General features: G+C 75.1%; 4 protein-coding genes. 2 read left to right on the top strand and 2 right to left on the bottom strand.

The features are described 5' to 3' along the window. Nucleotides 1-524: 524 nt before the first annotated feature. Both HYE82_RS16975 and HYE82_RS16970 read left to right on the top strand, forming a co-directional pair. A complete protein-coding gene (locus HYE82_RS16975; protein WP_179174915.1) occupies nucleotides 525-995 on the top strand; it encodes a hypothetical protein in 471 nt (156 codons plus the stop codon). A 148-nt stretch (nucleotides 996-1,143) separates the two neighbouring features. Beyond that, nucleotides 1,144-2,178 (top strand): ACP S-malonyltransferase, encoded by a 1,035-nt coding sequence (locus HYE82_RS16970; protein WP_256987321.1) that lies wholly within the window; start codon nucleotides 1,144-1,146, stop codon nucleotides 2,176-2,178. 94 nt (nucleotides 2,179-2,272) lie between these two features. Here the strand turns inward: HYE82_RS16970 and HYE82_RS16965 are convergent, their stop codons facing one another. Continuing rightward, nucleotides 2,273-13,954: a type I polyketide synthase gene (locus HYE82_RS16965; protein ID WP_179174914.1), complete on the bottom strand. Its 11,682-nt coding sequence runs from the start codon at nucleotides 13,952-13,954 to the stop codon at nucleotides 2,273-2,275. Nucleotides 13,955-14,030: 76 nt separating this feature from the next. Then, nucleotides 14,031-23,404: type I polyketide synthase (locus HYE82_RS16960; RefSeq protein WP_179174913.1), on the bottom strand; the 9,374-nt coding region annotated here is incomplete at its 5' end.

Below are 23,404 nucleotides of genomic sequence, written 5' to 3'. Positions count from 1 at the left end.
CCCTTCCCCCTCCCCCCTAAGAGCGGGCACCGCGGATCCGCGGCGGGGCTCCGCATGCTAGACATTCCCCGTCCCCATTTCCCTGCGCGGACCCACCGGACCGCCGATTCCGCGTCCCACTCGATTCGCAGGAACAAATGAAGCCTGAACGACCCGTGGATTCCGCCGCCGTGGTCGATGGACTCGTCAAGAAGTACCGGGACCGCGACCGGCCGGCGGTGGACGGCCCGAGTCGAGCCCTCCGGCGGGCAGGCACAGCACGTGATGATCGCCCGCGCGCTGATGCACCGGCCCGACGTGCCCCGGCTCTGCGACCGCATCGGCGTCGTGGACCACGGGCGGCTGCGCGCCCTGGACACCCCGCAGGCGCTCACGCCCCCCTCCCCGGCCGGGGCCGTACCCGGGCCCGCGGACGACGCCCCGGTACGGCTCCGCCTCCACAGCGACGCGCCGCCCGCCGTGGCGACTTCTCCTGGAGCAAGGAGATCGAGGACCCGCTGCCGGCCCCGATCCCCGTCACCCCGGTGGCCGTCGAGATGCCGGTCTTCGGCATGCTGCGCGGCATCGTCGCCTCGCTGCGGGTGATCCCGACGGGCTTCCTGATCCCGGACGGCGCCACCCCGCCCGTGGCCGGCCTCCCTGCGACGGTGGGGGTCCTGCCGACGGCTGCGCCGGCCGGCGGCACGGTGGGGTTGACGATCGGCACGCCGGCCCCGACGCGGCACAGGAGAATCTTCGCCGAGGCGTTGACCCCGCTGATGTTCACCGGCTGCACCCGGTTCCCCCGGCACGGTCCGGCGGACGTCCGCTGGTTCCAGGTGCTGTGCGCCGTCGACCCGCCGACCCACGTCGGCGAGGGAATCCGGGCCCTGCTGCTGCCGCCCGGCGGCCCCGGCGCGATCCCGCTGCGGGTGTGCCTTTCGGTACCGCCCGCGGCCATCCCGGTCTTCGGCGCGATCGGCGTCAAGGGATTCCACCGCAGGACCCAGGACTGAACCGTCCTCCCCTTCACCTGTTCGTTCCCGGCCTCGGTCCCGGCCCGGCGCACCTGCGCCGGCCCGGGTGCGGGGTCTTTTCTCGTCGACGGCACCCGAACCGACGTCCGGTGCCCCACCATCCCGGAAGCAAAGGTATTCACACCTCATGACTCTGTCCGATGCCATTCCTGTCGAGATGACGACCGGCTCCGCCGACCTCCGGGCCGGAACCGCCATCGTATTTCCCGGCATGGGCCCCGCTTCCTTTGCCGAAATCGGCCGTTTCCTGCTGCTCGACCCGTACGGGAGGGCGCGTCTGGCGGAGGCGGACGAGGCCCTCGGATATTCGGTGTTCGACCGGTTCCGTGACGCCGAGGACGACTATTCGGTGTATTCCCAGCTCGTCTTCCTGGTGGCTTCGATGGCGATGGCGGACCGGGCCGTCGACACCCTCGGCGTCTCCCCCACCGTGTGTGCGGGTCCCAGCTTCGGCCAGAAGGCGACCGCCGCGTTCGTCGGATCGCTGTCCTTCCCGGACGTCGTCCGGCTGACCGCGGACCTGGCCGCCTGTGAGGAGGAATACTTCTCCGGCGTGTACGAGGACGTGGTCACGCACTGCTTCGTCCGGACCCCGCAGGACCGCCTGGACGAGATCCTCGCCGGTTTCGACGACCGCGGCGCCTGGTACGACCTGTCCGGCCGGCTCGACGCCGGCTTCCACATGCTGTCCGTGCGGGAGGGGGACCTCGACGCGCTGTCGGCCGGGATCAGCTCGGCCGGCGGCTATTCCATGTACTCGATGCGGCCGCCCGTGCACGCGGCGGCCTTCTCGGCCCTGCGCCGCAAGGCGGAGGAGGAGGTGTTCGCCGGGTACGGGTTCGCCGACCCGGCCCTGCCCGTGGTCGTCGACCACGACGGCACGGTCGTCCGGGACGCGGCCGGCATGCGCAGGATGATGCTGGACACCTTCGACCGGCCGATCCACTGGCCGAGCATGGTGGAGTCGCTGAAGGGGCTCGGGGTGGGCACGCTGTACGTGACCGGCCCCGACAACCTGTTCCACCGGCTGGACGTCACCAAGGAGAACTTCGAGGTCGTCCCCGTGGGCCTGCCCAGGAAGCGTGACCGCGAGCGCGACCGCAAGCAGGCCCTGGAGCGGTCCCGGGCCGCGCGGGCCCGGCGGGCCGCGCCGGGAGTCTGAGCCGCCGGCAGCAGGGAACGCGCGAACGGGGCCGGGCCCCATCCCCCCTGGGGGATGGGGCCCGGCCCCGTTCGCACCGGTCCGGCCGCCGCCGTCAGGGGCGGCCGTCGAGCCACTCCTCGACGGCCCGCGCCGTCGTCCGCGCGTGCTGTTCCATCATCGTGAAGTGGTTGCCGGGCACGTCCACGGCGGTGTGCTCCAGCTCCCAGTAGGAACGCCAGTCGCCGTCCGCCGGGCGGGTCCAGTCGAAGAACTGCTCCTGGGACCGCACCAGAAGGGTGGGCGTCTTCACCGTTTCCGGCTTCCAGCCGGCGAACAGCCGGAAGTACGCGCCCATCGCCAGCAGCCGGTGGTCGTCGACCGGGACATAGGTGTCCTGCCGTTCGTCCACCCCCGCCGACAGCCCCGGCTGGATGCCGAGGAGCGCGTCGTCGTCGTGCGAGTAGATGTCGATCAGGACGACCGCCTCCGGGAAGACCCCTGCCTCTTCCAGCTTCCCGGCCACTGCGTGGGCGAAGATGCCGCCCGAGGAGTGCCCGAGGAGCACGAACGGCGCCCCGTCCGCGTGCCGCAGCAAGGCCTCGGCCTTGGCCTCGATGACCGCCTCGGTGGTCGAGGGCAGCTGCTCGCCCCGTAGGAAGCCGGGCGCGGCCATGGCGTGGACGTCCCGCCGGCCGCGGAACGCGGACGCGAACCGGGCGTACTGGTGCGGGCCGGAGATCGACAGGATCGAGGAGAAGCAGATCAGGCCGGGACCCGTCTCGCCTCGGGAGAGCCGTACCAGGCCGGGGGCCTTGCGCAGCTCGGCCGGCGAGGAGAAGGACGGCCGGAACCGCGACGCCTGCATGAGCAGTTCCATGAACCGGCCGGATTCGCCCTGCGTCCCGGCTTCCCGGAGCATCGCCCCGAGGACCCCGGATGCGGCCTCCTCCTCGCGCTGACCGGCGGCGCCGCCCGGCCCGGCGGGGCCGCCCGCGGCACCGGTTCCGGCGAGTTCGGTGTGCAGCCGCTGGGCGACCAGCAGCGGGGTCGGGTGGTCGAAGAGCAGGGTGGCGGGCAGGCGCAGGCCCGTGACGGCGTTCAGCCGGTTGCGCAGCTCGACCGCGGTCAGCGAGTCCAGGCCGAGCTCCAGGAACTCCCTGGACTCCCCCACCGCGTCGGGCGACGGGTAGGCGAGCACCGCGGCGGCCTGGGCCCGTACGAGGTCCAGCAGCACCCCCTCCTGTTCCTCCTCCGGCAGCCCCGACAGGCCCTGGAGCTGCCGTGCGGCGGCGGACACCGCCGCGTCGGCGGGACCGGAGGCGGCCTTGCGGAGTCCGCCGCGCACCAGTGCGCGGAAGAGCGGCGGGAGGGCTCCGGCTTCCGCCTGGGCCCGCAGGGGCGCCGTGTCGAGGTGCATGGCGACGAGCACGCTGTCGTCGCCGGTCAGGGCGGACGCCGTGTCGAAGAGGGCCAGGCCCTCCGCGGACGACAGCGGCGCCAGGCCGGCGCGTGCCATCCGCTGGACGTCGGCGTCCGTGAGGTCGCCGGTCATCCCGCTGCGCTGCTCCCACAGCCCCCAGGCCAGCGACACTGCGGGCAGGCCGGCCGCCCGCCGGGACCGGGCCAGCGCGTCGAGGAAGGCGTTGGCCGCCGCGTAGTTGGCCTGCCCCGGGTTGCCGAGGGTGCCGGCCGCCGAGGAGAACAGGACGAACGCGTCGAGGTCGAGGTCCCGGGTCAGCTCGTGCAGGTGGAGGGCCGCGTCGGCCTTCGGCTGCAGGACCGCGTCGAACCGTTGCGGGGTGAGGGACGGTACGAGCCCGTCGTCGAGGTGGCCCGCGGTGTGGACGACGGCGGTCAGCGGGTGTTCGGCCGGGATGCCGGCCAGCAGTGCGGCGAGCGCCTCCCTGTCGGAGGCGTCGCAGGCGGCGACAGCCGCCTCGGCGCCGAGCCCGGCGAGTTCCGCGACGAGTTCGGCGGCGCCGGCGGCGCGGGGTCCGCGCCGGCTGGTCAGCAGCAGGTGCCGGACGCCGTGCGCGGTCACCAGGTGCCGGGCGAGCAGGCTGCCGAGCACCCCGGTGCCGCCGGTGATGAGGACGGTGCCGTCCGGGCGCAGTGCAGGGGCGGCCGGGGCACGGTCCGCCGTCGCCCCGCCGCCGGGTTCGGCGTCCGCTCGCGGTCGGGGGCGGGCCGCGGGCACCTTCGCCAGCCGGGCGGCGTGCAGGACGCCGCCGCGGACGGCGAGCTGCGGTTCGCCGCTCGCCGCGGCGGCCGCGACCAGCGCGCCGAGGTCCGCCGGAGCCTCCCCGGCGCCGGCCGCGTGGTCCGGGTCGAGGTCGAGGATCTGGAACCGGCCCGGGTTCTCCGACTCCGCGGACCGCAGCAGCCCCCACACCGAGGCGTGCGCCAGGTCGGTGACGCCCTCGCCCGGCCGCACCTCGACCGCGCCCCGGGTGACCACGGCCAGGCGGGACTCGGCGAAGGCGTCCTCGGCAAGCCAGCCCTGTACGAGTGCCAGGGCGTCACGGGCAGCCTGCCGGGTGTCCGCCGCGACGGCTGCGGCGGTGTCCACGAGGGTGCCCGTGACGGTGTCCGCGTCCGGTGCGGCGTACGAGACCAGCACGGTGTCGGGCAGCGGCTTGCCGGTGCCCACCACGCCGGAGAGGGCGTCCAGGTCGGCGTAGACGTCTGCGGTGATGCCCGCCTCACCCAGCAGGGGCTCGAGACCGAGGGTGTCCGTTCCGACCACGGCCCACCGTCCCCCCGGGGGCGTGGAGTCGGAGGGCAGTGCGGGCCACTCCAGCCGGAACAGCGACTCGTGGAAGGCGGGCCGGGCCGACTGGATCCGGGTCGGGTCGAGCTCCCTCAGCAGCAGCGACTCCACCGACACGACCGGTTCTCCCTGCTCGTCGAAGGCCGCGAGGGACACGGCGCCCGCCCCTGCCGGGGCCAGCCGCACCCGCAGGGCGCCGGCGCCGACGGCGTGCAGGCCGACGCCGGTGAAGGAGAAGGGCAGTCGCATCCGGACGTCGGCGCCCGGTGCCTCGTCCTCCGTGGCGAAGAAGGAGCCGAGTGCGAGACCGTGCAGGCCCGCATCGAGCAGTGCCGGGTGCACGCCGAAGTGCGCGGCGCCTGCCCGGGGGCCGTCGGCGAGCGCGAGCTCGGCGAACAGTTCGCCGCCGTGCCGCCAGGCGGACCGCAGGTTGCGGAAGGCCGGGCCGTACGCGTATCCGGCGGCTGCGAAGAGCTCGTACAGGTCGGCCACGTCGAGCGGTTCGGCCCCGGCGGGAGGCCAGACCTCCGGTCCGGCAGCCGGGGGGGCAGGCGGGTTGTCCGCCGAGCCGAGCACACCGGTGGCGTGCCGCGTCCACGGCTCGTCCTGGCCGTGCCCGCCCCCGTCGGCCGCGGTCTCGGTGCGCGAGTGCACCTGGAGGGCCCGCCGGCCCGTGTCGTCGGGCGCGGCCACCGAGACCCGGAGCTGGAGGGCAGTGTGCTCGGGGAGCACCAGCGGCGCCTCCAGGGTCAGCTCCTCCAGGGCGGCGGTGCCTGCGCGCCGGCCGGCGTGCAGGGCGAGTTCCACGAAGGCGGTCCCGGGCAGCAGTACGGTGTCGGCGGCGCGGTGGTCCGCCAGCCAGGGGTGCGTCCGCAGCGACAGGCGCCCCGTGAACAGGAACCCTTGGGAGTCGGGGAGTTCGACGGCCGCTCCGAGCAGCGGGTGCTCGGCCGGGCCGAGCCCGGCGGAGGTCACGTCACCGGCCGCGGCGGCCTCCGGAAGCTCGATCCAGTAGCGCTCGCGCTGGAAGGCGTATGTCGGCAGGTCGGTGGCACGGGCGCCGGTGCCGGCGAAGTACGCCTCCCAGTCGACGCCGGCGCCCCGGGCGTGGGCCCGTGCAACGGCCGCCGTGAGGGTCTCCGCTTCGGGGCGGCCCTTGCGGAGGGCGGGAGCGAAGGCGGCGGATCCGGTGCGGTCGGTCAGGCAGGCCTGTGCGAGGGCGGACAGGACACCGTCGGGGCCGAGTTCGAGGTAGGTGGTGACACCGGCGGCTTCGAGGGAGCGTACGCCGTCGAGGAAGCGGACGGCTTCGCGGACGTGCCGTACCCAGAAGTCGGCGGAGGCCATCTCGTCGGTGACGAGGCCACCGGTCAGGTGGGAGACGACCGGGATGCGCGGTGCCGCGTACGTCAGGCCCTCGGCCACGCGGCGGAAGGCGTCGAGCATGCCGTCCATGCGGGGCGAGTGGAAGGCGTGGCTGACCGTGAGACGGGTGCTCTTGCGGCCCGGGAGGGCCTCCACGACCGCGACGGCCGCGTCCTCGTCGCCGGCGATCACGACGGCCCGCGGGCCGTTGACGGCGGCGAGGCCCACCCGGTCGGTGAGCAGGGGCAGGACCTCGTCCTCCGAGGCCTGTACGGCGATCATCACGCCTCCCGCGGGGAGGGCCTGCATGAGCCGGCCGCGGGCGGCGACGAGCGTGCACGCGTCGTCGAGGGACAGCACGCCTGCGACGTGCGCGGCGGTGATCTCCCCGATGGAGTGCCCGGACAGGAAGTCCGGCTCCACCCCCCACGATTCGAGGAGCCGGAAGAGCGCCACCTCGAAGGCGAACAGCGCCGGCTGGGTGTACTCCGTCCGGTCCAGCACGGCGGCGTCGTTCCCGAACAGCACCTTCTTCAGCGGCAGTTCGAGGTGCGGGTCCAGCCGCTCGCACACGGCGTCCAGGGCTGCCGCGAACACCGGCCTGGCGGCGTACAGCTCACGGCCCATCCCGAGGCGCTGGCTGCCCTGCCCGGTGAACAGGAAGGCCAGCTTCCCGGCCCCTGCGGCGCCGACGGTGCCGCTCATGACACCGGGGGCGGCCGTGGGGTCGCCGTCCGCCAGCGCGCTCAGGCCGCGCAGCAGTTCGTCCCGGTCTGCGGCGACGACCACGGCACGGTGGTCGAAGGCGGCCCGCCGGGTGGCCAGCGACCAGGCCACGTCCACCGCACCGGCCTCGGGCGCGCCCTCCAGGTGGTCCCGCAGGCGGGCCGCCTGGGCGCGCAGCGCCTCGTCCGACTTCGCGGACACGACGTACGGCAGCACGGATGCTGCGGGCGCCGTGCTTCGCGCTGCCGGTGCTTCCTCGGCCGGGGCCTGCTCGATGATCGTGTGGGCGTTGGTGCCGCTGATGCCGAAGGACGACACGGCGGCCCGGCGCGGGCGGCCGGTCTGCGGCCAGGTCACGGACTCGGTGAGGAGCGACACGGCGCCCTCGGACCAGTCGACGTGCGGGGACGGCTCGTCGACGTGCAGGGTCTTCGGCAGGATTCCGTGGCGCATCGCCTGCACCATCTTGATGACGCCCGCGACGCCGGCCGCGGCCTGCGTGTGACCCATGTTCGACTTGATCGACCCGAGCCACAGCGGCGCATCGGCTTCGTGCTCGCGGCCGTAGGTGGCCAGCAGGGCCTGTGCCTCGATCGGGTCGCCGAGGGTGGTGCCGGTGCCGTGGGCCTCGACGACGTCCACCTCGGCGGCCGACAGGCCGGCGTTGGCCAGGGCCTGGCGGATGACCCGCTGCTGGGACGGGCCGTTGGGGGCGGTCAGGCCGTTGGAGGCACCGTCCTGGTTGATCGCCGAGCCGCGGACCACCGCCAGGACGGGGTGGCCGTTGCGGCGGGCGTCCGACAGCCGCTCCACGAGCAGCATGCCGACACCCTCCCCCCACGCCGTGCCGTCGGCAGCTGCCGCGAAGGGCTTGCAGCGGCCGTCCGTGGCCAGGCCCCGCTGGCGGCTGAACGCGATGAACGTGCCGGGCGTGGCCATCACCGTCACCCCTCCGGCCAGGGCCAGGTCGCACTCGCCGTTGCGCAGTGCCTGAGCGGCGAGGTGGAGGGTCACGAGGGAGGACGAGCAGGCGGTGTCGACCGTGACCGCGGGGCCTTCGAGGCCGAAGGTGTAGGAGACGCGGCCGGAGGCGACGCTGCCCGAGCTGGACGTCCCCATGTAGCCCTCGAGGCCGGCGGGGGCGCGGTGGAGGAGCGTGCCGTAGTCGTTGTACATGACGCCGGCGAAGACGCCGGTGCGGCTGCCGCGCACGGTCGCCGGGTCGATGCCGGCCCGCTCGAACGCCTCCCACGAGGCCTCCAGCAGCAGGCGCTGCTGGGGGTCGGTGGCCAGTGCCTCGCGCGGGGACATGCCGAAGAACACGGGGTCGAAGTGGTGGGCGTCGTGGAGGAAGCCGCCGGCGGTGCTGTAGCTGGTGCCGGCCTGGTCGGGGTCCGCGCTGAACAGGCCCGCGAGGTCCCAGCCCCGGTCGTCCGGCATGTCCGAGACGGCGTCGCGGCCGTCCAGGACGAGCTGCCACAGGTCCTCCGGCGAGCGCACGCCGCCGGGGAACCGGCAGGCCATCGCCACGATCGCGATCGGCTCGTCGTCGTGGACGCCGACGGCGGCCGGGGCTGCGGCCGCTGCCGCCTCCTGGCTGCCGAGCAGCTCGGCGTGGAGGAACTCCGCGAGGACGGCGGGAGTCGGGTAGTCGAAGACCAGCGTGGCGGGGAGGCGGATCCCGGTGGCGGCGCCGAGCCGGTTGCGCAGCTCGACGGCCGTCAGAGAGTCGAAGCCGACCTCGTTGAACGAACGTGCCGGGTCGACCGCTTCGGGTCCGGTGAAGCCGAGGACGGCAGCAACCTGGCCGCGGACCAGCTCGACGACGGCACCCTGCTTCCGGTCCTGTGCGAGCGCGGCCAGCTGCCGGGCGAACGCGCCCCCGGCATTGCGCGCTGCACGGCGTACGGGCATCCGCACCAGCCCGGACAGCAGCGGCGGGAGCATGCCGCTGCCGGCCTGGGCGCGCAGCGCCGCCAGGTCCAGCTTCACCGGTACCAGCAGCGCCTGCTCGGCCGCACAAGCGGCATCGAACAGCGCCGCACCCTCCGCCGCGCCGATGGCGTCGACACCGCCGCGGCTCAGACGCGACACGTCCTCGGCGTCGAGCGCGGCGCCCATGCCGCCGCCGGTGTCGGCCCACAGGCCCCAGGCCAGCGAGGTACCCGCGAGGCCGGCGGCGCGGCGGTGGGCGGCCAGTGCGTCGAGGAAGGTGTTGGCGGCGGCGTAGTTGGCCTGGCCGGCGCCGCCGAAGACACCGGCGGCGGAGGAGAACAGGACGAAGGCCGACAGGTCGAGGTGGCGGGTCAGCTCGTGGAGGTTCCAGGCCGCGTCCACCTTCGGGCGGAGGACTGCGGACAGCCGCTCGGCCGTCAGGGAGCCGATGACCCCGTCGTCCAGGACACCGGCGGTGTGCACGACCGCGGTCAGCGGGTGCTCCGCCGGGATCCCGGCCAGGACGGCGGCCAGCGCAGCGCGGTCGGCCACGTCACAGGCCGCCCAGGCGACCTCGGCGCCCAGACCGGCCAACTCGGCCGTCAGGTCGGCCGCGCCCTCGGCGGCCTCACCGCGACGGCTCACCAGCAGCAGGCGCCGCACACCGTGCTCGGCCACCAGATGCCGCGCGAACAGCCCGCCAAGCGAACCGCTCGCACCCGTCACCAGCACCGTGCCCTCGGCGTCCCATGCGGCGGCCGCCTCGGCGGGCACCTCGGCACGGGCCAGCCGCGGGGCCAGGACCCTGCCCGCGCGGACGGCGACCTCGGACTCGCCCGTGGCGAGCGCGGCCGAGAGCCCCTCCGCGACATCGGCGTCGACGTCGGCGTCGAGGTCGACGAGGACGATCCGGCCGGGGTTCTCGGACTGCGCCGACCGCACCAGACCCCGCACCGGGGCGTGTACGAGGTCCGCAGGGCCCTCGCCCGGTAGGGCAGCGACGGCGCCGCGCGTCAGGAAGACGAGGCGGCCGTCCGGGAACCGGCCGTCGGCCAGCCACTCCTTGACGAGCGACAGGACCCGCCCCGCTTCCGCATGCACCGCACCGGCCACGTCGTCACCGGCGGGCTCCGTGCAGGGCACGACGAGCGTCGACGGGATCTCACCGCCCTCGACGACCGCGACGCCCAGTCCGGCGAGGTCCGCGAAGGCCTGTGTGCCCTCGCCGAGCAGCATCCAGTCGTCGGACGACCCGCTCGCCGCAGCGGCCTCGACCCACTCCACACGGTAGAGGGAGTCGCCGACGCGGCCGTGGGCCTGCCGTCCGAGCTGCTCGGGCGAGAACGCGCGCAGCGCGAGGCTGTCGACCGAGGCGACGGGCGCGCCCGCCGTGTCGGCGATCTCCAGCCGGACCGCGTCCCGGCCGGCCCGGGAAAGGCGCACGCGCAGTGCGTCCGCCCCGGCGGAGTGCACCGACACCCCGGACCACGAGAACGGCAGCCGTGCCTGGCCGGTGTCCTCCACCAGGGAGCCCAGGCCGATGGCGTGCAGGACGGAGTCGAGGAGCGCCGGATGGACGGTGAACTGCTCGGCGCCGGGATGGGTTCCGGAGCCGAGGCTCACCTCGGCGTACACGTCGTCGCCGTGCCGCCAGGCGGCGCGCAGCCCCTGGAACACCGGCCCGTATGCGAATCCGGAGTCCGCGAGACCGTCGTACAGGGCTTCGACGTCGACGGTTTCGGCTCCGGCCGGCGGCCAGGAGGCCAGGTCGTACGCCGGGGGCCGGTCCCCCGTCGTGGCCAGGACGGCGGTGGCGTTGCGCACCCACGGCTCCTCGTCGGCGGCGAAGCCGTCGCGGGAGTGGAAGACGACGGTCCGGCGGCCCGTGTCGTCGGGCGCCGCGACCGTGATCTGGAGCTCGACGCCGCCTTCCTCGGGGAGGACGAGCGGTGCGGCGAGGGTGAGGTCGTCGACGAGGTCGCAGCCGGCCTTCTCGCCGGCCTGGAGGGCCAGCTCGACGAAGGCCGTGCCGGGGAGCAGCGCGGCGCCCGCGACGCGGTGGTCGCCGAGCCAGGGGTGGGTGGCGAGGGACAGGCGGCCGGTGAGGAGGAGGCCGTCGGCGTCCGCCAGGGTGACGGAGGCGCCGAGGAGGGGGTGGTCGGCGGAGCGGAGGCCCGCGGTGGTGACGTCGCCGCCGGGGGTGCCGGCGTCGAGCCAGTAGTGCTCGCGCTGGAAGGCGTAGGTGGGCAGGTCCGTGTGCTCGGCTCCGGTGGCGGAGTGGAACGCGTGCCAGTCGACGGCGATGCCGCGGGCGTGGGCCCGGGCGAGGGCGGTGGTGACCGTCCTCGCTTCCGAGCTGCCCTTGCGGAGGGTCGGGGTGAAGGCGGCGGAGTCGGTGTCGCCGGTCAGGCAGGCCGGGGCGAGCGCGGACAGTACGCCGTCGGGGCCGAGCTCGACGTACGTCGTCACGCCGGCGGCTTCCAGGGCTCGGATGCCGTCGAGGAAGCGGACGGTGTCCCGGACGTGCCGGACCCAGAACTCGGGCGAACCCATCCCGTCCGAGACGAGGGCCCCGGTGAGGTTGGAGACGACCGGGATGCGCGGGGTCCGGAAGGCGATGCCCTCCAGCGCCCGGCGGAAGTCGTCGAGCATGCCGTCCATGTGCGGCGAGTGGAAGGCGTGGCTGACCGTCAGGCGCTTGGTCTTCCGGCCGTCGAAGGAGTCGGCGACCGCGGCCGCCGCGTCCTCGTCACCGGCGATGACGACGGACCGGGGGCCGTTGACGGCGGCGATGCCCACCCGGTCGGTGAGCAGCGGCAGGACCTCGTCCTCCGCAGCCTCGACCGCGATCATCACGCCGTCGGAGGGCAGCGCCTGCATGAGCCGGCCGCGGGCGGCCACCAGGGCGGCGGCGTCCGGGAGCGAGAGCACGCCGGCCGCGTGGGCGGCGGCGATCTCGCCGACCGAGTGCCCGGACAGGTAGTCCGGTTTCACGCCCCAGGACTCCAGCAGCCGGAACAGGGCGACTTCCACCGCGAACAGCGCCGGCTGCGCGTACTCCGTACGGTCCAGTACGGCCGCGTCGTCCCCGAAGACCACGTCCTTCAGCGGGGCGGGGAGGTGGCGGTCCAGGGCGGCGCACACCTCGTCGAGGGCATCGGCGAAGGCCGGGTGGGCGTCGTACAGTTCGCGGCCCATGCCGAGGCGCTGGCTGCCCTGTCCGGTGAACAGGAACGCGGTCTTGCCGCGGGCTCCGGCCTCACCCAGGACGACCCGCGAGGAGGTGATGCCGCCCGAGGCGAGCGCGGCGAGGTCGGCGAGGGCCTCGTCCCGGTCGCCGGCCACGATGACGGCGCGGTGTTCGAGGGCGGCGCGTCCGGTGGCCAGGGTCAGGCTGATGTCCTGCGCCGTCTGGTCGGGGTGGGCGCGCAGGTGGGTGAGCAGCCGCTCCGCCTGGGCCCTCAGGGCCTCTTCCGTGCGGGCCGACACCGGCCACGGAAGGACCGGGGGGACGACGACCGTACGGGCCTGCGGGCCGGACCCGTCGGGAGCGGCGCCGGCGGCCGCCTGCCCGTCGAAGTCGGTGTCGGCGGGGGCGGGTTCGGGTGCCGTGGCGGGCGGTGCCTGCTCGATGATGGTGTGCGCGTTGGTGCCGCTGATGCCGAACGAGGACACGGCGGCGCGCCGCGGGCGGCCGGTGTCCGGCCACTCCACGGCCTCGCGCAGCAGCGACACGGCGCCCGCGGACCAGTCGACCTTGGTGGACGGCTCGTCCACGTGCAGGGACTTGGGGATCCGGCCGTGCCGGATCGCCATGACCATCTTGATGACGCCGGCGACACCGGCGGCGGCCTGCGTGTGGCCGATGTTGGACTTGACGGAGCCCAGCCACAGCGGGCGGTCCCCGGTGTGCTCCCTGCCGTAGGTCGCGAGCAGCGCCTGCGCCTCGATCGGGTCGCCGAGGGTGGTGCCGGTGCCGTGGGCCTCGACGACGTCGATGTCGGCCGCCGTGAGGCGGGCGTCGGCCAGGGCCTGGCGGATGACCCGCTGCTGCGAAGGGCCGTTGGGGGCGGTCAGGCCGTTGCTGGCGCCGTCCTGGTTGACGGCCGAGCCGCGGACGACGGCGAGCACCCGGTGGCCGTTGCGGCGGGCGTCGGAGAGCCGCTCCACGAGCAGCATGCCCGCGCCCTCGCCCCAGCCGGTGCCGTCGGCGGCGTCCGCGAAGGACTTGCAGCGGCCGTCGAAGGACAGTCCGCGCTGCTTGCTGAACTCGGTGAAGGTGCCCGGCGTCGGCATGACGGTGACGCCGCCCGCGAGGGCGAGCGAGCACTCGCCCTTGCGGAGTGCCTGCATCGCCAGGTGCAGGGTGACGAGGGAGGAGGAGCAGGCCGTGTCGACGGTCAGCGCCGGACCTTCCAGGCCGAACGTGTACGAGACGCGGCCGGAGGCGATGCTGCTGGACGCGCCGGTGCCGAGGTAGCCCTCGACCTCCGGGGGCACGGCCCGCAGGCGGGCGGCGTAGTCGTGGTACATGACGCCGGTGAACACGCCGGTGCGGCTGCCGCGTACCGACGCCGGGTCGATGCCGGCCCGCTCGAACGCCTCCCACGAGATCTCCAGGAGCAGCCGCTGCTGCGGGTCCATCGCCGTGGCCTCACGGGGCGAGATCCCGAAGAACGCCGGGTCGAACCGGTTGGCCGAGTGCAGGAAGCCTCCCTCCTGCACGTAGCTGGTGCCGCGCCCGTCGGGGTCCTCGTCGAACAGCACTCCCGTGTCCCAGCCGCGGTCGGTCGGGAAGGGGGAGATGGCGTCGGTCTCCCCCGCGACCAGCCGCCACAGGTCCTCCGGGGACTCCACGTCCCCCGGGTAGCGGCAGCTCATTCCGATGATCGCGATCGGCTCCTGCTCCTCCGACTCGACCTCCTGGAGCCGGCGGCGCGTCTCGTGGAGATCGGCCGTCACCCGCTTCAGGAAGTACCGGAGCTTTTCCTCGTTCATGCGTGCATCCCTCGTACAGAAGCCAGAGAGTCGGAAGAGTCAGAGTGGTGGGGCGAGGTGGAGCGCAGCGGCCGCGTCATGAGATGCCGAACTCCTTGCCGATGAAGTCGAAGAGGTCGTCGTCGGTCGCGCTCTCCAGTGCCTCGGCGACAGCGGGGGCGCCGGGAGCTCCGGCGGCCTGCGCCCCGGCCTCGCTCCAGGCGGCCAGCAGTGCCTGGAGCCGCTCGGTGATGCGGTCGCGGCCGGCGTCATCGGGCGTGGAGGTGACGAGCGTCTTCTCCAGCCGGTCCAGTTCGGCGAGCAGCGGGGGTACCGCCGCGGGTCCGTCCTGCCAGAGCTCGTCCCGCAGGAACTCGACGAGGGCCGCCGGGGTCGGGTAGTCGAAGACGAGGGTGGCGGGCAGGCGGACGCCGGTGGCGGCGCCGAGCCGGTTGCGGAGTTCGACGGCGGTCAGCGAGTCGAAGCCGACCTCGCTGAACGACCGCGTGGCATCGACCGCTTCGGGGCCGTCGAAGCCGAGGACCCCCGCCACGTACGAGCAGACCAGCTCCAGCAGGGCCTCGTCCCGTGCGGCGGGCGAGAGGCCGGTGAGGCGCTCGCGCAGCTCGGCCCCGCCGTCCGAGCCGGGGGCGGTGCCTGCGGTCCGGCGTACGGGGGTACGGACCAGGCCGGACAGGAGCGGCGGGAGCATGCCGCTGCCGGCCTGGGCGCGCAGCGCCGACAGGTCCAGCTTGACCGGGACCAGCAGTGCCTGCCCGGTCGCGCCGGCGGTGTCGAACAGTGCGACCCCCTCGGTGGCGGTGAGGGCGTGGACACCCCCGCGGCCGAGGCGCGAGACCTCGTCGGCGTCCAGGGTGGCGCCCATGCCGCCGCCGGTCTCGGCCCACAGGCCCCAGGCCAGCGAGGTACCCGCGAGGCCGGCGGCGCGGCGGTGGGCGGCCAGTGCGTCGAGGAAGGTGTTCGCGGCGGCGTAGTTGGCCTGTCCGGCGCCGCCGAACACACCGGCGGCGGAGGAGAACAGGACGAACGCGGAGAGATCCAGGTTGCAGGTCAGCTCGTGGAGGTTCCAGGCCGCGTCCACCTTCGGGCGGAGGACTGCGGACAGCCGCTCGGCCGTCAGGGAGCCGATGACGCCGTCGTCGAGGACACCGGCGGTGTGCACGACCGCGGTCAGCGGGTGCTCCGCCGGGATCCCGGCCAGTACGGCGGAAAGGGCGTCCCGGTCGGCCACGTCGCAGGCCGCCCAGGCGACCTCGGCGCCCAGACCGGCCAACTCGGCCGTCAGCCCGGCCGCACCCGCAGCTGCTTCACCGCGACGGCTCACCAGCAGCAGGCGCCGTACGCCGTGCTCGGCCACCAGGTGACGGGCGAAGAGCCCGCCCAGCGACCCGCTCGCACCGGTCACCAGCACCGTGCCGTCGGCGTCCCACTCCCTGGCGGAGTCGGCCGCCGCCGCGGTCCGCGCCAGCCTGGGGACCAGGACCGAACCGCCCCGCACCGCGACCTCGGACTCGCCCGAGGCCAGTACGGCGGGCAGCGCGCGGTGGGACGCGTCGCTGCCGTCGGTGTCGGCCAGGACGATCCTGCCCGGGTTCTCCGACTGCGCCGACCGCAGCAGACCCCGTGCCGCGGCGTGCACCAGGTCCGACGGGCCCTCGCCCGGTACGGCGGACACCGCGCCCTGTGTCAGGACCAGCAGGCGGGAGTCCGCGAACCGCTCGTCCGACAGCCACTCCTGGAGCAGCGCCAGCACCCGCCCGGTCTCGGCGTGCACCGTGCCCGCGACGTCCTCCGGGTCGGTCACGGGGGCGAGCGGGAGGCACACCACCGCCGGGTCCGCGGGGGTGGCGAGGGAGTCGTGGGCCTCGTAGCGGACCCCGACGGCGTCCAGACCCCGGTGGCCGTCCCCGAGCAGGGCCCAGGGGCGCTGCTCGGCCGCGGACACCGGGATGACGGGTACGGCGGTCCACTCGACCCGGAACAGCGAGTCCTGGCGGCCGCCGCGAGCCGCGGCGCCGATCTGCTCGGGCGACACCTCCCGCAGCGCCAGCGATTCCACCGAGGCGACCGGGGCGCCCGCCGGGTCGGCGAGCTCCAGGGCGACCGCGTCGCGGCCGGCGGGGGTCAGGCGGACCCGTACCGCGGCGGCGCCGGCGGCGTGCAGCCGGACTCCGCTCCAGGCGAAGGGCAGCCGCCCCTGGCCGGTGTTCCCGACGAGGGAGCCGAGTCCGGCCGCGTGGAGGGTGGCGTCGAGGAGGGCCGGGTGGAGGCCGAACCAGTCGGCCGTGGCGGCGGTGTCCTCGTCGAGGCTGCCCTCGGCGTACACGGCGTCGCCGTGCAGCCAGGCGGAGCGCAGGCCCTGGAAGGCGGGGCCGTAGTCGAAGCCGGCCGCGGCGAGGCCCTCGTAGAGGCCGTCCAGGTCCACCGGTTCGGCCCCGGCCGGCGGCCAGGCCGTGAGGTCGGCCGCCGGGGTCGCGGGGTCGGCCGTGCCGGGGGCCAGGACGCCGGTGGCGTGCCGCGTCCACGGCTGGTCGGCGTCGCTGTCCTCGTCCCGGGAGTACAGGGACAGGGCGCGCCGTCCGGAGTCGTCGGCCGCGGCGACGGAGAGCCGCAGTTGGACCCCGCCGTGCTCGGGCAGGACCAGCGGGGCCTCCAGGGTCAGCTCCTCCAGGACCGCGCAGCCGACCTGGTCGCCGGCGCGGAGCGCGAGCTCGACGAAGGCCGTGCCGGGCAGGAGGACCGAACCGAGGACGGCGTGGTCGGCGAGCCAGGGCTGGGTGGCCGTGGACAGCCGGCCTGTGAAGAGGAAGCCGTCGGAGTCGGGCAGTTCGACGGCGGCGCCGAGCAGCGGGTGGTCGGTCGCGCCGAGGCCGAAGCCGGCGGCGTCGCCCGGGGCGTGCTGCGCGCCGACGGCGGAGTCGAGCCAGTACCAGTCGCGCTGGAAGGCGTAGGTGGGCAGTTCGGCCCGGCGGGCGCCGGTCGGCGCGAAGTACGCCTCCCAGTCCACGGCGGTGCCGCGGGTGTGGGCTCGGGCGAGGGCCGTGGCCAGGGTCTCGGGCTCGGGGCGGCCGGCGCGGAGGGCGGGCGCGAAGCGGGCCGCGCCGTCCTCGGTCAGGCAGTCCTGGGCGAGCGCGGAGAGCACGCCGTCGGGGCCGAGTTCGAGGTACGCGGTGACGCCGGCGGCTTCCAGGGTGCGGATGCCGTCGAGGAAGCGGACGGCCTCGCGGACGTGCCGGACCCAGAAGTCGGCCGAGGCCATGTCGTCGCCGGCGAGGGCGCCGGTCAGGTTGGAGACGACCGGGATGCGCGGCGCCGCGTACGTGAGCCGCTCGGCGACCTTGCGGAAGTCGGCCAGCATGCCGTCCATGTGCGGCGAGTGGAAGGCGTGGCTGACGGTCAGCCGCTTGGTCTTGCGGCCCTGCGCCTCGAAGGTCTCCGCGATGGCGGCCGCCGCGTCCTCGTCGCCGGCGACGACCACCGACTGCGGCCCGTTGACCGCGGCCACGCCCACCCCGTCGGTCAGCAGCGGCAGGACCTCGTCCTCGGCCGCCTGCACCGCGATCATCACACCGCCCGCGGGCAGGGCCTGCATCAGCCGGCCGCGGACGGCGACCAGCTCGGCGGCGTCCTGGAGGGACAGGACCCCCGCGACGTGCGCGGCGGCGATCTCGCCGATCGAGTGGCCGGACACGAAGTCCGGCTTCACGCCCCAGGACTCCAGCAGCCGGAACAGCGCCACCTCGACGGCGAACAGCGCCGGCTGGGTGTACTCCGTGCGGTCGAGGACAGCCGCCTCATCGCCGAACAGCACACCCTTCACCGGGCGTTCGAGGTGCCGGTCGAGCTCCGCGCACACCTCGTCCAAGGCCGCCGCGAACACCGGGTGGGTGTCGTACAGCCCCCGCCCCATGCCGAGGCGCTGGCTGCCCTGGCCGGTGAAGAGGAAAGCGAGCTTTCCGGCGCCGGCCGCGCCCACGGTGTCGCGTATGACCCCGGCCGGGGCCGGGTCGCCGTCCGCCAGTGCGGTCAGGCCGCGCAGCAGCTCGTCCCGGTCGCCTGCCACAACCGCCGCGCGGTGGTCGAAGACGGCGCGGCGGGTGGCCAGCGAGTAGGCCACGTCCGCGGTTCCGGCCTCGGGCGCGTCCTCCAGGTGGGCCCGGAGGCGGGCCGCCTGACCGCGCAGCGCGTCCGCCGACTTGGCGGACAGCACGTACGGGAGCACGGGCGCCGGACGGTCGTGCTCCGCGGCCGGGGCGGGCTCCTCGGGGGCCTGCTCGATGATCGTGTGGGCGTTGGTGCCGCTGATGCCGAAGGAGGAGACACCGGCGCGGCGCGGGCGGCCGGTCTCCGGCCACGGCATGGACTCGGTCAGCAGGGCGACGGCACCGTCCTCCCAGTCCACGTGCGGGGTGGGCTCGTCCACGTGGAGGGTCTTCGGCAGCACCCCGTGCCGCATCGCCATGATCATCTTGATGATTCCGGCAACACCGGCGGCGGCCTGCGTGTGGCCCATGTTCGACTTGATCGACCCGAGCCACAGCGGCTCGTCCGCCGCGCGCTCCCGGCCGTAGGTGGCCAGCAGGGCCTGCGCCTCGATCGGGTCGCCGAGGGTGGTGCCCGTGCCGTGCGCCTCGACCGCGTCGATCCGGTCGCTGCTCAGGCCGGCGGAGGCGAGCGCCTGCCGGATGACGCGCTGCTGGGACGGGCCGTTGGGGGCGGTCAGGCCGTTGGAGGCACCGTCCTGGTTGATCGCCGAGCCGCGGACCACCGCCAGGACCGGGTGGCCGTTGCGGCGGGCGTCGGACAGCCGCTCGACCAGCAGCATGCCCGCGCCCTCGGCCCAGCTGGTGCCGTCGGCGGCCGCCGCGAAGGACTTGATGCGGCCGTCGGCGGCCAGTCCGCGCTGGCGGCTGAACTCGGTGAAGGTGCCGGGCGTCGACATGACCGTGACGCCGCCGGCCAGCGCCATGGTGCACTCGCCGCTCCGCAGCGCCTGGATCGCCCAGTGCAGAGCGACGAGGGAGGACGAGCACGCCGTGTCGACGGTGACCGCCGGCCCCTCCAACCCGAAGGCGTACGAGACGCGGCCCGAGGCGATGCTGCCGGAGTTGCCGGTGCCGAGGTAGCCCTCGACGCCGTCCGGCACGGAGGTGATCCGGGTGGCGTAGTCGTGGTACATGATGCCCGCGAAGACGCCGGTCCGGCTGCCGCGCATCGACGTCGGGTCGATACCGGCCCGCTCGAACGCCTCCCAGGAGGTCTCCAGCAGCAGACGCTGCTGCGGGTCCATCGCCACGGCCTCGCGCGGGGAGATCCCGAAGAACGCCGGGTCGAAGCGGCCCGCGTCGTGCAGGAAGCCGCCCGAGCGGGTGTAGCTGGTGCCCTTGCCGTCCGGGTCCGGGTCGTACAGCGACTCCAGGTCCCAGCCGCGGCCCTGCGGGAACTCCGAGATGGCGTCGACACCGCCCGCCACCAGCCGCCACAGGTCCTCGGGGGTCTCGACCCCGCCGGGGTAGCGGCAGCTCATGCCGACGATCGCGATCGGGTCCTCGTGCAGCGCGGTGCCCGGGGCGACGGACGACGTCGGGGACTCGGAGGCGGCGTGCTCGTCCGCGGACAGGCCCAGGACCTCGGCCCTCAGGTACGCGGCGAGGGCGCTCGGCGTCGGGTGGTCGAAGACGAGCGTGGCGGGCAGCCGTTCGCCGGTGGCGGCCCCGAGCCGGTTGCGCAGCTCGACGGAGGTCAGGGAGTCGAAGCCGAGCTCCTTGAACGCCCGGTCGGCGGGCACCTCGTCGGTGGAGGCGTGGCCGAGCACGGCGGCCACCTCGGCCCGGACCATGTCCAGCAGGGCCGTCTCCCGCCCGTCGGCGGGCAGCCCGGCCAGCCGCGTACGGAGCGCGGAGCCGTCGCCCGTGCCGCCCCGGCCCGCCGCGGCCCGGCGGGCCGGCATCCGGACCAGGCCGCGCAGCAGGTCGGGAACCATGCCGGTACGGGCCTGGGCGCGCACAGCCGCCAGGTCCAGCGGGAGCGGCACGAGCAGCGGGTCGGCGGTGCGCCGGGCCGCGTCGAAGAGGGCGAGGCCGGTCTCGGGGGTGAGGGAGCCGATGCCGCCGCGGTTGATGCGCTCGCGGTCGCCGTCGGCCAGCTCGCCGCCCATGCCGCCGACGCCGGTCCACAGGCCCCAGGCCAGCGAGGTGCCGGCGAGGCCGCTCGCCCGGCGGTGGGCGGCGAGGGCGTCGAGGAAGGCGTTGGCGGCCGCGTAGTTGGCCTGGCCGGCGCCGCCGAAGACACCGGCGGCGGAGGAGAACAGGACGAAGGCCGACAGGTCGAGGTCGCGGGTCAGCTCGTGGAGGTTCCAGGCCGCGTCCACCTTCGGGCGGAGGACTGCGGACAGCCGGTCGGCCGTCAGGGAGCCGATGACGCCGTCGTCGAGGACACCGGCGGTGTGCACGACCGCGGTCAGCGGGTGTTCCGCCGGGATCCCGGCCAGTACGGCGGAAAGGGCGTTGCGGTCGGCCACGTCGCAGGCCGCCCAGGCGACCTCGGCGCCCAGACCGGACAGCTCGGCCGTCAGGTCGGCCGCGCCCTCGGCGGCCTCACCGCGACGGCTGACCAGCAGCAGGCGCCGTACGCCGTGCTCGGTGACCAGGTGGCGGGCGAACAGCCCGCCGAGCAACCCGCTCGCACCGGTCACCAGCACGGTGCCGTCGGCGTCCCACGCGGCGGCCGGATCGGCCGCCGTGGCCGTGGGGCGGGCCAGCCGCGGGACCAGCAGCGAGCCGCCGCGTACGGCCACCTCGGACTCGCCCGATGCCAGCGCCGCCGAGAGCGCCTCGGCCACGTCGCCGTCGGTCGCGTCGGGGTCGACGTCCACGAGCACCAGGCGGCCGGGGTTCTCGGACTGCGCCGACCGCACCAGACCCCGAACGGCCGCGTGCGCCAGGTCCGCCACGCCCTCGCCCGGTACGGCCTCCACCGCGCCGCGGGTCAGGAACACCAGGCGGTCGTCCGCCGACCGGTCCTGGAGCAGCCGGAGCACCCGGGCGGTCTCCGCGTGCGCCGCGGCGACCGGGTCCGCGCCGGCCGGTGTCGTGCAGGGCACGACCGGTACGGCCGCCGACTCGCCGGACCCGCCGGACCCGCCGGCTTCCTCGTCCTCGTCCAGCATCCGCCAGTCGTCGAAGGACCCGTCGGAGGCGACTTCCGTCCACTCCACCCGGAACAGGGCGTCACGCGTGGCGTCCGGTGCCGTGGCGAGCCGGTCGCGGCCGACAGCACGCAGGGCCAGACCGGCCACCGAAGCGACCGGGGCGCCCGCGGCGTCGGCGATCGTCAGGGCCACCTCGCCGTTGCGGGCGGGGGTCAGCCGCACGCGGAGCTCGGCGGCTCCGACCGCGTGCAGGGACACACCGGACCAGGAGAACGGGAGTCGGCCTTCGCCGGATCCCGCGTCCGCGGCGCCCAGGCCGAGCGCGTGCAGGGCCGCGTCGAGGAGTGCGGGGTGCAGGCCGAACCGTGCGGCCTCGGCCGCGGCGTCCTCGGGCAGGGCGACCTCGGCGTAGTACGCGTCCTGGTGGCGCCAGGCGGCCCGCAGGCCCCGGAAGACCGGGCCGTAGCCGAAGCCGGAGTCCGCGAGGCCCTCGTACAGGCCGTCCACCGGGACGGACTCCGCCCCGGCCGGCGGCCACTCGGTGAGGGGCTGCGGGGCCTGGCCGGTGCCGGGCGCGAGCACGCCCACGGCGTGCCGCGTCCACGGGGTGTCCGGGTCCGCGCCCTCGGGCCGGGAGTGCAGCGTCAGGCTGCGCCGGCCCCCCGCGCGGTCGGCGGCGCCGAGGGAGAGCCGGAGCTGGACGCCGCCCTGCTCGGGCAGCACCAGCGGCGATTCCAGGGTGAGTTCGTCGACCAGCTCGCAGCCGACGTGCGTGCCGGCCTGGAGGGCGAGTTCGACGAAGGCCGTGCCGGGGAGCAGGGCGGCGCCCATGACCCGGTGGTCGCCGAGCCAGGGGTACCCGGCCAGGGACAGGCGTCCGGTGAAGACGTGGCCGTCGGAGTCGGGCAGCTGGACTTCGGCGCCGAGCAGCGGGTGGTCGGCGGTGCCGAGACCGGCGGCGGTGACGTCGCCGTCCGCGCGGCCGGCGTCGAGCCAGTATGGGCTGCGCTGGAAGGCGTACGTCGGCAGGTCGACGCGCCGGGCCCCGAGGGGGGCGTAGAAGGCCTGCCAGTCGACGGCGGCGCCGCGGACGTGGGCGGTGCCCAGGGCGGTGAGCAGGGTCTCGGGCTCGGGGCGTCCGGCGCGCAGGGCGGCGGCGAACGCGGCGGAGCCGGTGTCGCCGGCCAGGCAGGCCTGGGCCAGTGCGGTGAGGACGCCGTCGGGGCCGAGTTCGACGTACGTCGTGACCCCGGCGGTTTCGAGGGCGCGGATGCCGTCGAGGAAGCGGACGGCCTCGCGGACGTGCCGGACCCAGAAGTCGGGCGAGCCCATCTCGTCGGTGATGACGGAGCCGGTCAGGTTCGACACGACCGGGATGCGCGGGGCGGCGTACGCGAGCCCTTCGGCGACCTTGCGGAAGGCGTCGAGCATGCCGTCCATGTGCGGCGAGTGGAACGCGTGGCTGACCGTGAGCCGCTTGGTCTTGCGGCCCTCCGCCTCGAAGTGCGCGGCCACGGCGGCCGCCGCGTCCTCGTCACCGGCGACCACGACCGACTGCGGGCCGTTGACCGCGGCGATGCTCACCCGGTCGGTGAGCAGCGGCAGGACCTCGTCCTCCGCGGCCTGGACGGCGATCATCGAGCCACCGGCCGGGAGGGCCTGCATCAGGCGGCCGCGGGCGGCCACCAGCGTGCAGGCGTCGTCCAGGGAGAGGACGCCCGCGACGTGCGCGGCGGCGAGCTCGCCGATGGAGTGGCCGGCCAGGAAGTCCGGCTTCACGCCCCACGACTCGACGAGCCGGAACAGGGCCACCTCGACGGCGAACAGGGCCGGCTGGGTGTACGCCGTATCGTTCAGGAGCTGTTCGTCGTCCCCGAACAGGACGTCCTTCAGGGGGCGTTCGAGGGACAGGCGGTCGCAGACCCCGTCCAGAGCCGCCGCGAACACCGGGTGGGCGTCGTACAGTTCGCGGCCCATGCCCGGGCGCTGGCTGCCCTGGCCGGTGAACAGGAACGCGAGCTTCCCGCCGGGCGCGGACGCGCCCTGGACCAGTCCGGCCGCCGGGCGGCCCTCGGCGAGGGCGGCCAGGCCGGTGCGGAAACCGTCGCGGTCCGCCGCGACCACGGTGGCGCGCTGCTCGAAGACGGCCCGGGTGGTGGCCAGCGTGTGGCCGATGTCGGCGGGCTCCGCCGCCGGGTCGGCGTCCAGGTGGGCGAGGAGCCGCTCGGCCTGGGCGCGCAGGGCCTCGGAGGTGCGGGCGGTCAGGTGCCACGGGAGGGCGGCCGGGGCCGTTGCCGGGG

The sequence above is a fragment of the Streptomyces sp. BR123 genome, from assembly GCF_013401435.1.
Classification (GTDB): domain Bacteria; phylum Actinomycetota; class Actinomycetes; order Streptomycetales; family Streptomycetaceae; genus Streptomyces.
This window is presented reverse-complemented; position numbering and strand designations above follow the sequence as displayed.